We start from the raw sequence: 9,270 nt of genomic DNA, 5'->3' as shown, positions 1-9,270 counted from the left end.
GAGCAAGGCATCCCCCGCCGGCAGAAATTCGAGATCATCGAGGCCAACGCAACGCAGGCAAGCCGGGCCTGGATTCTCCATCATCAGGAGGTCGCCGGTGCCGCCGCACCGATGGCATCTCCACTCATCGTTCAATGGCTGGATGACCACCAGTTCCGGGGCGCGGCTTGCTTTTTCCACCAGACGTTCGCGCTTCTTTTCGGAAAGCTCCGGCGAGACCCAATGCGTCCGATACGACGCCTCGATTGCAGGATTTCCACTCCGGCTGAAACGCAACATCTGGCGCCGCGGCGTACGTGCCACATACACCGTCTGGCTCGCGTTCAGTCCTCTGGCGGTCGCCCATGACCGAAAAAGCTTCATGGCCTCCGAGATGCGCGGCAGGTTGGTCCGGACGACTCTCTCGAGGTAATCGATCTGTCCACGGCGCCAGCGCTCCACCGCTTCAGGATCAAGCCAGCCGATCCCGACGAGGACGTCGATGGCGCTCACAAAACGCCGGGCGGCAAGCGCCTCTTCCGCCGCCCTGGCGACACGATCAGCGAGTGGAACCCTGTTATTCCGGCTCATTCTGTGCTCGAACTTGCCGTTCGCGCGCGGCAAGGTCAACGTCATCCGCCCAAGGCCGACACATGCTCCAGATCCTGCCGACGCTGCTTTGCACGCCGTTCGTAGGTGGCCTGATTCTTCGTGGCGACCAACGTGTGAGGGCTGCCGCGCCTTTCGGTCGCAAGATCGAGGTCACACGCCGCCCTTCGGACGCTGTCTTCGACATGGCTCCTCCGCGCCGCAAGCCGCGCATCGGTTCTGCTCGCCGCCGTCAGAAGACCGACGACGAAGCCCGGTTTCACGGGCGCCGGCCGGGTCCAGGGGGCGACCTCCTGTTGATTCGTCGGGGCGCCCGGTGCGGCCTCGATCAAGGCTGCGCCGATCTGCGCGAGGTCGGCCGTTGCACCCGTTGACGCCGTGACGCAGCGCAGCAGCAGATCGCCGCAAGCGCTGAGATGCGCCGAAGCGTTACGCGCGACGATCCGCATCAGCAGCTCCGTCGCACGCGGGGCCGCAAGCAGGGCGGCCGCGCGCACGATCGCGGCGTTGTCGGGCGCGGCATAATGACCTTCGGCGGACACGCCGGCGAGAAACGCATCGACGCGTTCCACGTTCCCCAACCGGACTTGCAGATCGAGCATCCGGCTGGCGCCGGTATCGTCCTCTTCGCGCCAGCTGCCACGAGGCCAGGAGCGCAGCATGTGCCGTGAAAGCTCGTCAGCCTCGCGCCATAGCGGCGACCGGATCGCGGCCTTGCTCGTCTCCCAGCGCGCCGTCAGATTTTCGAGATACGGCAGCGTCGTGGGGAGGCCGGCCTGATTCAGCACCGCGAGCCTCCGCGCCGCTGGCCACAACACCAAGCCGGCTCGGCGGTAGGTGCGCTCGAAGGATGCCCCCTCATTGCCTGTCGCCTCGTGAAAATGCTGCTCGTCCGGTGCCAGATCCTCGAAAGCATCGGACGGACACAGTTCATCCTCGGCGAATGGAAAATCACCGAGCCCGGCCTCGCCGCCATCCGGTCGCCGCCATTCCGAAAGGACCAGCCCCCGGTCGATGACCTCAACGACCTCGAATTCCCCGTCCCCGTCTTCTTCCTCGTCTCGACTTCAGCGACGACGGCGATAGTAGCCGGTATGTTCGGCGCTGCCGCTCTCTTCGATCGACACGAGGGCGAGGTGGAGATCGCAATCCGCCTCCGCGGCGGCCTCGACCAGCACGGACGCAGAGCCCGCGTCGGCCCCCTTGAGAGCGCTGAACGATAGCTCCGCCGGCGTGTAGGCGTGCTCCAAGGGTAGGATCAGCTTGTCGGGCTCGTCCTCAGCGCCCGCCCAGCTCCGCAGCACCTTCACCACGCGCATGTGCTCCTCGCGATAGTCGGGCGCCTTCAGCGCCCGCTTCTTGCCGACGAAATGCACATTATAGACCAGGGCCAGGCGACACCCCGTCGTGATGGGACGCACCTCGTGCACGCAGTCGGCATAGAAGGCTGCGAAGCCGACTTGCGACGGCTCCTCCGCGCGGAGGTCGAGCACCACTTCGCGGCCGAGATGCTTGATGACCAATTCGCCGCCGCTGTGGGTCGAGGGCAGCACGATCACCATCGTCGCGAACATGCCGGGGACCTTCTCCGTATCGCGGTGGTCGACGAAGAAGCTGCCGGCATCGTAGACAAGAAGCTTGTAGAAGTCGGCCGCGACCGGCTCGCTCACACCGAGCCCGAGGGCCGTGTCGGCGACGAGTGCGGCCAGTGTTTTCTCCCAGTGACACCCTCCGATCCGGACCTTGGCGGAATCGACCTGCCAAGTTCTCCGGACTTCGCGATCGACCACCGTCTCCTCACCCCGTCCATGGGGTGCCGCCTCGGCGATTGCGGCGAGCCGCTCGGCCTGAACGGGCAGGATCGGAAAGGCGAGCCTGCCCACGCCATCGACGTCGATCGTCGGCATGAAGATTTCCCGAATTCCGCCGGTGCAAAAGTCACCCGGCCGCTCGACCGAACGAAGGATGTTGAGCAACGTGGTGCCGATCGACGACATGAGATAACTCCCGGCAAGCTGGACAGCGTTTCGTGAACGATCGTCAAGTCGACGTGCTGGGCCTTCAGGAAATGATGCGCAGCGAACGCACGCGTGAGAAATTGCGGTCGTGCGTCACCAGGGCGGCCGCGTTGATCGCCAATGCGCTGGCCGCTTGAACGGCGTCTGCCAGTTTGAGGCGGAGCGACGCCCGCAGTCTTGCCGCGCTCTCCGCAATGTCGACGTCAAGCGCGACCGATTGCCACGATTCGAGGATCGCACGGTAACGCCGTGCCAGCGCCTCATCGGCCGCCTGCAGAGGTCCGGTCAACACCTCGGCGACAGTGATGGTCGTTACTGCGAAGCGCAAGTGCCCGGCTCCATGAGCTTCGAAGAGCGGCTTGAAGCGCGGCCCGAATTTCGGGTGCCCCTCGAGGAAGTAAATGACGGGTGCCGAATCGATGAGAACCAGCGCATCCTCCGGCAAGTCCCCAAAATCTAGCGGCTCCATTCGGCACGCAGCTTTCGAAGTGTGCGGGTGCTATTATCTCCCCACAGCCCGCGACCGGATCCCTCGACCGGCGTCAGCGGCTGCTGGCGCAAGGCGGCGCCATACGCGTCGATCGGGACTAGCGCTGCAACTGGACGGCCATGTCTGGTAATGATCGTCGAACGCCCCTGCTCGGCCGCATCGAGCAGATCCGGGAGCTGATTGCGAGCTTCTTCCGCGCCCTTGCGCAAGATGAGGTTCACCATGCTTGTCTCCAGGAAAAGCTGTACAGAACCGTACAGTTTCAGTCAATGGCATCCGGCGCGTCGCGGACCGCACTGGCTCTCCACACCGACCGTATTTATCGGCCCCGAGCTTCACCGGGGGACCGACGGCGAATGGCGACGCCATGGCCGAGTCCAACGCGGCAATCAAATCGTAACGATGTCGGTGATTGGGCGCGAGAACGATACGAGGACTTCCCTTTCGCCTCCAAAGATTGATGGAGATCGAAAGATCGTCAGTCTTCCACCGACATCCGCAAAGTTCGCAGTTTTGTTCTGAATGGTGGCAATTTGGCGCTCCCTAGCGGAATCGAACCGCTCTCTCCACCGTGAAAGGGTGGCGTCCTGACCGATAGACGAAGGGAGCTAAACGCGCCGTGCCGAAACCCGACCGAGTCATGCCCGGGGGTCTGCGGCGGGCGAACGTATAGTGGCCTTTGGCCGGGGGAGCAAGCCATTCAGGCGCCCCGTCGAAGGCAGCTGACGAGCGAATCCGGCCTGCCCTACCCGGGAATGTTCGGAGGCGATTTCAACGGTTTCTTAGGGTTCCCTGCGATAGCGCTAGAGCGGGAGATTGTTCAGCGATGGCCCTGACCAAGAAGCGCGAGGTGCGCAAGCGCATGTCCAAGCACGCCTGGATCACGCTCGACGGCGGGTTCGCGGCGCGCCATTGCCTGGTGGCGGATATCTCCAGCTCCGGTGCCAAGATCGCGCTGGACGAGGACGCCAGCCAGTTGCCCGGCGTGATCCGGCTCGCCTTTGCGCGCGACGCGCGCACCGGACGGAGCTGCCACGTGGTGTGGCGGCGCGGCAAATTGGCGGGCATCAAGTTCATCTGACGGTCGCGGAGCGCGCGCCCGGCGATCTCAGCCCCAACGCTTGCCGCGCATCAGCGTGTCGGACGGTCGTTCCCCGAACACGGCCTTGTAGAGCAGCGAAAACTCGCCCATGTGCCAGAAGCCGTTTGCGACGGCCGCCCCCTTGATGGTCACTCCGGGGAGCCCGAGGTTGAGGCAGCAATGCGTGGACCAGAGCCGCTTGAGCCGCAAATATTGGTGCAGGCTCATGCCGTGAACGGCGTTGATGGCGGTCTGCAGGGTCCGAATGGAGACGCCGAGGTTGCGCGCGAGTTCCTCGCTGTAGAGCGGGGTTGCCGGCACCTCGCGGACCAGTTCGTCGAGACGCGCGGCAAGCCGCAGGTGCTTCGTGAACGACATCGGGCTTGGCCGCAGCGCCTGCTGCGACACCAGCACGCCGTCGAGCGCGGCCAGCAGGCTCTCCTCCATCGCTCGAGCCGAATGGGCAAACTCCCTCACCTCCGTGCAGACCGAAGCAAGTCCGGCGATGTTGAAGAGAATCGATTGCAGCCGGGCCATCCGCTCCGGTGACGCCGGCAAAATCTCGAAGCCCCGCTCGAAATCGGCCCAGCCCCTGTTTTGCATGTCGGAGTGAAGGCGCAACATCACGCAGGTATTCGGCTGAGGCTCCAGCGTGCGTGTCGGCACCACGCCGCGAAACAACGCCACGCTCGAGTCCGTGATCGACTGCCCGTTGATCTCGGCGTAAGCGTCTCTCGAGAGCGGAACGACCAGGGCTGCGCCCGGCGCGCCCATGTCCGCTTCGAGCCGTCGGGCAAAGGACCTCTGCATCACCAGGCGGCTCGTCGGTAGCGCCAGAGCCGCCCGCGAAACGGACACGTTGTCGGGGTCGAGGGGGATACTCGTTCCGCCGCCGATCACGTCGTTTGGGCGAAACTCCTCGAAACTCGAGAAGTGCTCATAGACCAGGACCGGGGATGCCTTGAGTTCGCGGACCGGCATGTTCGTGCAATTCTATCGAATACAACCCAGTTCTTCTTCGCGGACGTTCCGATTTGCAAGGAGATGGATACCCACTTTGGGTAGTCAGGGCGTCTCCGAGCCGGTAAGACGGGACGCATGATGGCAGCAGGGAGGAGCAATGCCGGCCGGCCGCGGAAAGAAGGCGAATGACCGCATTCGCGCGGTGTCGCGACACTCGCTGGCATACATCCTGTGTGCGATCAGCGAGTTGTTTCGCCACTACGAGTTCGACCCGCTCGACCTGCTCGTCATTCACGCCGTCCTGAACGCGAACGTCATCAACGTCATGAAGGATGCCGATCTGGACGAGCGCTTCGGCAGCATCGATGCGGTCGAGCCCGACTCGATCAAGCGCGGCGTCTCGCGGGCGGCGCTGTCGCGCTTCCTCAATCTGCCGCTGGAGACCATCAGGCGGCGCGCGGCGCGCCTCAAGCGCGTCGGCATCCTCGCCGAAGGGCCGGAGGGCCTGATCGTGACGGAAGGCAACCAATTCAGGTTCGGCGACAACCACTACCTGCAGAAGACGAACATCCTGCTGGTGCGCAAGCTGCTGCGCGATCTCGCCAGCGTCGGCGTCAAAGGCCCCGACGACCTCTAGAGATGGCGACGTCGGCCCGCCTGCCGGCGCGGCACCAAGCCGGCCGGCGGCGCAAAAAAGCCGCTAGCCTTGGGGGAGCTAGCGGCTGACGGGGGGATCGTAGCGTAGGGGCTACGCACTGCCCCGTTTAGCCGGGTGCATCCGCCGCAGCTTGATCCACGTCAAGGAATGCCCAATGCCTGCCGCCTTGCATCCGCATGGCTGCCATGTCCCGGCCCAATTGCGGGACCAGCCTTGCGCCGTCCGAGCCTCTCGCCCGGCCTTCGTTGTGGACTGTGCTTCATGCGATGGGGGATCGAATGACCATCGACAAGATCACCTGGGATAGGGTCGGCCGGGTCACCGAACCCGGACGCTACATGTACACCTTCGGCTGGCTCACGATCACGGCCAGCGATCTCGACATCTGGCTGCATTACCCGCGCGCGGCGTTCACACTGCTCGCACACGGTCCGCGAGAGGATTCCGCAAGCGAGGAATTCCATCTCGGCGCATTCGACGTTTCGCCGGACGCGCAATATCCAAGCAGTACATTTGCGGATGCGTGCGCAGACGAGCAGCACGTGCACTAACCCGCGATAAACAGCCCTTCCCATACTTCTACCTCAGGCTGACGGGATGGACCGGGCCTCGAGTCGTAGAGCAAGGAATGGGGGGCCGCATGATCGGGATGTTTCAGAACTTGCGGATCGGGGCCAACGTCGGAACCGATGGCACGCTCGTTGCCTCGATGCATGGCGAAGCAAGGATCTCCACGAAACTCTTTGATCTGATTGGAAAATCGCGATCGCAATGCTCCGTGCGGGTCTCCGAGGGTCACGCTTGTGCGATTTGATTGCCAGGGAGTCGCGGATGATGCGCAGTCGCTGGTGCGGATATACGGAATCCGCCGGGGCTGCTGACGAGCCTGGAGCCTGCCATGACAGAACGTCGCACGGGCTCAAGTGGATTACATCGCCAAGGGAACCTATTTTCGGTCGATGTATCTGCTCGAAGCGTTACCCACCGTGATCGGAACCGCCGCCATCGCGCCGGCCCTTCTGATGCTGTGGCTCGTCATCGCCGCCGAAGAGCGCCCCGGACCGCCGGCCCAGGTCTGGACCGCCTTCCTGCTCGGGGCAGCGAGCATTTCATTGCTCGGGCTGGTACGCGCGCCCTTTGCCGCGATGGTCGCCGCTCCCGACAATCCCTGGGTCGCGCTCGCCATGCGTTCGGTGTTCGGCGTCGCACTGCCGGAAGAAGCGGTGAAGGTCCTGGCCATCGTGGCGGTCTCGGCCAGGCGGCGGACCTTCGCCAATCCGATGGACACGGTAGTCTACGGCGCGGCGGTCGGGCTCGGCTTCGCCGCCTATGAGAACCTCGCCTATCTCGTGCAGCATGCCGACATGTGGCGCTCGCTCGCGGCGCTGCGCAGCGTGCTGACGGTCCCGTTCCACGGCGCGCTCGGCATCATCGCCGGCGCCTATCTCGCGATCGGACGCTCCGGCACCGCCCTCGGGGCCAACCGCCACAACCGCGACTGGGCCCGTTTCTCGAGCCGCGTGCTGATGCTGATGGGCCCGCTGGCACTGCATGCGGGCTTCGACTTTCCCCTGCTGACGCTGCAGCGCAATCCGGATCTCGACCCGGGCTTGCGGAATTGGCTGGGGACAGCGAGCATCCTGGTCGGCGTCGGCGCGATTGCGTTTGCCATCCGCCTGATCCGCCGCGTCGCCCGCCACCACGCCCCGCGCACCGAGATCGCACGCGCGCGCCTCAGCCAGTTGCGCCGGATGTGGGCGCTGCTGCTCGCCGGCGGCGGCGCCGGCTTCGTCGGCCTCGCCTTCGTGCTGACCTCGATCCATCACTGGCTGGTCAATCCCGAACGCAACGTGGCGCTGGTGCTGATCCCGATCGGCTTCACCTCGATCCTGCTCGGCATCGCCCTGTTGATCGTCACGACCGCAATCTACGTTCTCGGCCGCAATCGCATCCGCACCAGCGCGGAAGGTTTTTCGTCCGCGCCCCGCGGCGGCTAGCGGGGGATGGCAACCGTGTCGTGCGCGCACTAGATTGACGACATGCGCACGCGATCCTGCAGCGCCTGGAGGCCTCCATGACTTCTCCCGACGAGTTCGAAAAATTGCAGTCCGCCATGAGCCAAGCAGTCAAGCAGCACTGGAAGGCCTTCCTGTTCGAGGGGATCCTGCTCGCTGTGTTAGGCGTGGCCGCGCTGATCGTGCCGCCGCTCGCAAGCCTCGCCATCACCATCTTCCTCGGCTGGATGTTTCTGATCAGCGGCATCGGCGGCCTGATCGTCACCTTCTGGGCGCGCAACATGCCGGGCTTCTGGTGGTCGCTGATCTCGGCCGCTCTCGCCGTGCTCGCCGGCGGCGTTCTGCTGGCACGGCCGGCCCAGGCGGTGCTCACGCTGACCATCGTGGTCGGTGCGTATTTCCTCGCCGAAGGCGTCGCCACCATCATGTACGCACTGGAGCATCGCCGCGAGCTGACCGGGCGCTCGTCGTGGCTCGTGATCTCCGGCATCGTCGACATCGCGATCTCGTTCATGGTCATCACGGGATTGCCGAGCTCGGCGGAATGGGCGATCGGCATCCTCGTCGGCATCAACCTCCTGTTCGGCGGCGCGACCCTGATCGGCATGGCCATGGCGGCGCGCAACGGCAACACCTGAGCGGTCTCGTTGCATTCGCCGCCGATTTGGGGGTGACAAGCCGAAACGGCTGGGCTATAGACCGCGCCCATGATCAACCGCGCCACCAGCTATTATTGGTACTTTAGCTTCGACAGCTCGCTGGCGGCGGGAGGATCGCGCTCAATCTGACACATTGCAGCAGGACATCCGAACAGCCGCCAGGACCTGGCGGCTTTTTCGTTTGCCGGCAGGTCTCTCAACGAACAGGAGCCCGCCGTGCTGAGCACGACAGACGATCTTCGCATCCGAGAACTGAAAGAGCTGAACACGCCGGACGAGGTGATGCGCGAAGTCCCGCGCACGCTCACGGCGACGCGCGTGGTGATGGCCGCGCGCAATTCCATCCACGCGATCCTGAACGGACAGGACGACCGGCTTCTGGTGGTCGTCGGCCCCTGCTCGGTCCACGATCCCAAGGCCGCGATCGACTATGCCGAGCGCCTCGCGGCGTTGCGCGAGGATCTCGCGAGCGAACTCGAGGTCGTGATGCGGGTCTATTTCGAGAAGCCGCGCACCACGGTCGGCTGGAAGGGGCTGATCAACGATCCCGACCTCGACGGCAGCTTCGACATCAACAAGGGCCTGCGGCTGGCGCGCACCGTGCTCTCGGCCGTCAACAATCTCGGCCTGCCCGCGGGCACCGAATTCCTCGACATGACGACGCCGCAATACATCGCCGACCTCGTCTCATGGGCCGCGATCGGCGCCCGCACCACCGAAAGCCAGATCCATCGCGAACTGGCATCGGGGCTGTCGTGCCCGGTCGGCTTCAAGAACGGCACCGACGGCAGTGTCCAG

12 protein-coding genes and 1 tRNA gene are annotated in these 9,270 nt (G+C 64.6%); 6 read left to right on the top strand and 7 right to left on the bottom strand.

Features of this window, described 5'->3' with window-relative positions; translation table 11 throughout:
* From KGM94_RS20290 to KGM94_RS20265, 6 genes are all read right to left on the bottom strand, one after another.
* Positions 1-615: hypothetical protein (locus tag KGM94_RS20290; RefSeq protein WP_300263404.1), on the bottom strand; the 615-nt coding region annotated here is incomplete at its 3' end.
* Positions 612-1,376: a hypothetical protein gene (locus tag KGM94_RS20285; RefSeq protein WP_300263402.1), complete on the bottom strand. Its 765-nt coding sequence runs from the start codon at positions 1,374-1,376 to the stop codon at positions 612-614. The genes KGM94_RS20290 and KGM94_RS20285, both read right to left, overlap by 4 nt.
* Before the next feature lie 279 nt (positions 1,377-1,655).
* Entirely contained in the window at positions 1,656-2,585 is a 930-nt protein-coding gene (locus tag KGM94_RS20280) for a 2OG-Fe(II) oxygenase (protein WP_300263401.1), read from the bottom strand.
* Between the two features lie 64 nt (positions 2,586-2,649).
* A complete protein-coding gene (locus tag KGM94_RS20275) occupies positions 2,650-3,051 on the bottom strand; it encodes a PIN domain-containing protein (protein WP_300263398.1) in 402 nt (133 codons plus the stop codon).
* Positions 3,052-3,062: 11 nt separating this feature from the next.
* Positions 3,063-3,320 (bottom strand): type II toxin-antitoxin system Phd/YefM family antitoxin, encoded by a 258-nt coding sequence (locus KGM94_RS20270; protein WP_300263396.1) that lies wholly within the window; start codon positions 3,318-3,320, stop codon positions 3,063-3,065.
* Positions 3,321-3,630: 310 nt separating this feature from the next.
* Positions 3,631-3,705, bottom strand: a tRNA-Glu gene (locus KGM94_RS20265).
* 217 nt (positions 3,706-3,922) lie between these two features.
* On the opposite strand from KGM94_RS20265, the gene KGM94_RS20260 reads away from it, so the two are divergent.
* The gene (locus KGM94_RS20260) at positions 3,923-4,177 is read left to right on the top strand and encodes a PilZ domain-containing protein (RefSeq protein ID WP_300263393.1); all 255 of its coding nucleotides are present in this window, start codon (positions 3,923-3,925) and stop codon (positions 4,175-4,177) included.
* Between the two features lie 27 nt (positions 4,178-4,204).
* On the opposite strand, the gene KGM94_RS20255 is transcribed toward KGM94_RS20260, so the two are convergent.
* A complete protein-coding gene (locus KGM94_RS20255) occupies positions 4,205-5,158 on the bottom strand; it encodes a helix-turn-helix domain-containing protein (protein WP_300263391.1) in 954 nt (317 codons plus the stop codon).
* A gap of 139 nt (positions 5,159-5,297) precedes the next feature.
* Between KGM94_RS20255 and KGM94_RS20250 the strand changes: the two genes are divergently transcribed.
* The 5 genes from KGM94_RS20250 to KGM94_RS20230 all read left to right on the top strand — a co-directional run.
* Complete coding sequence (locus tag KGM94_RS20250) at positions 5,298-5,777, top strand: hypothetical protein (protein ID WP_300263389.1); 480 nt, start codon at positions 5,298-5,300, stop codon at positions 5,775-5,777.
* A gap of 287 nt (positions 5,778-6,064) precedes the next feature.
* On the top strand, positions 6,065-6,349 hold the full coding sequence (locus KGM94_RS20245) for a hypothetical protein (RefSeq protein WP_300263387.1): 285 nt from the start codon (positions 6,065-6,067) through the stop codon (positions 6,347-6,349).
* Positions 6,350-6,757: 408 nt separating this feature from the next.
* Positions 6,758-7,795: a PrsW family intramembrane metalloprotease gene (locus KGM94_RS20240; protein WP_300263406.1), complete on the top strand. Its 1,038-nt coding sequence runs from the start codon at positions 6,758-6,760 to the stop codon at positions 7,793-7,795.
* A 77-nt stretch (positions 7,796-7,872) separates the two neighbouring features.
* Complete coding sequence (locus tag KGM94_RS20235) at positions 7,873-8,451, top strand: HdeD family acid-resistance protein (RefSeq protein WP_300263385.1); 579 nt, start codon at positions 7,873-7,875, stop codon at positions 8,449-8,451.
* A 237-nt stretch (positions 8,452-8,688) separates the two neighbouring features.
* Positions 8,689-9,270: 3-deoxy-7-phosphoheptulonate synthase (locus KGM94_RS20230; protein WP_300263383.1), on the top strand; the 582-nt coding region annotated here is incomplete at its 3' end.

Source organism: Bradyrhizobium sp., assembly GCF_028868675.1.
Lineage (GTDB): Bacteria > Pseudomonadota > Alphaproteobacteria > Rhizobiales > Xanthobacteraceae > Bradyrhizobium.
This window is presented reverse-complemented; position numbering and strand designations above follow the sequence as displayed.

Bases quoted from the DNA above. Each gene is read 5' to 3' on its own strand.
- KGM94_RS20240 (WP_300263406.1), top strand. From the start codon at position 6,758: ATGTATCTGCTCGAAGCGTTACCCACCGTGATCGGAACCGCCGCCATC.
- KGM94_RS20270 (WP_300263396.1), bottom strand. From the start codon at position 3,320: ATGGTGAACCTCATCTTGCGCAAGGGCGCGGAAGAAGCTCGCAATCAG.
- KGM94_RS20255 (WP_300263391.1), bottom strand. From the start codon at position 5,158: ATGCCGGTCCGCGAACTCAAGGCATCCCCGGTCCTGGTCTATGAGCAC.
- KGM94_RS20245 (WP_300263387.1), top strand. From the start codon at position 6,065: ATGGGGGATCGAATGACCATCGACAAGATCACCTGGGATAGGGTCGGC.
- KGM94_RS20235 (WP_300263385.1), top strand. From the start codon at position 7,873: ATGACTTCTCCCGACGAGTTCGAAAAATTGCAGTCCGCCATGAGCCAA.
- KGM94_RS20280 (WP_300263401.1), bottom strand. From the start codon at position 2,585: ATGTCGTCGATCGGCACCACGTTGCTCAACATCCTTCGTTCGGTCGAG.
- KGM94_RS20260 (WP_300263393.1), top strand. From the start codon at position 3,923: ATGGCCCTGACCAAGAAGCGCGAGGTGCGCAAGCGCATGTCCAAGCAC.
- KGM94_RS20250 (WP_300263389.1), top strand. From the start codon at position 5,298: ATGCCGGCCGGCCGCGGAAAGAAGGCGAATGACCGCATTCGCGCGGTG.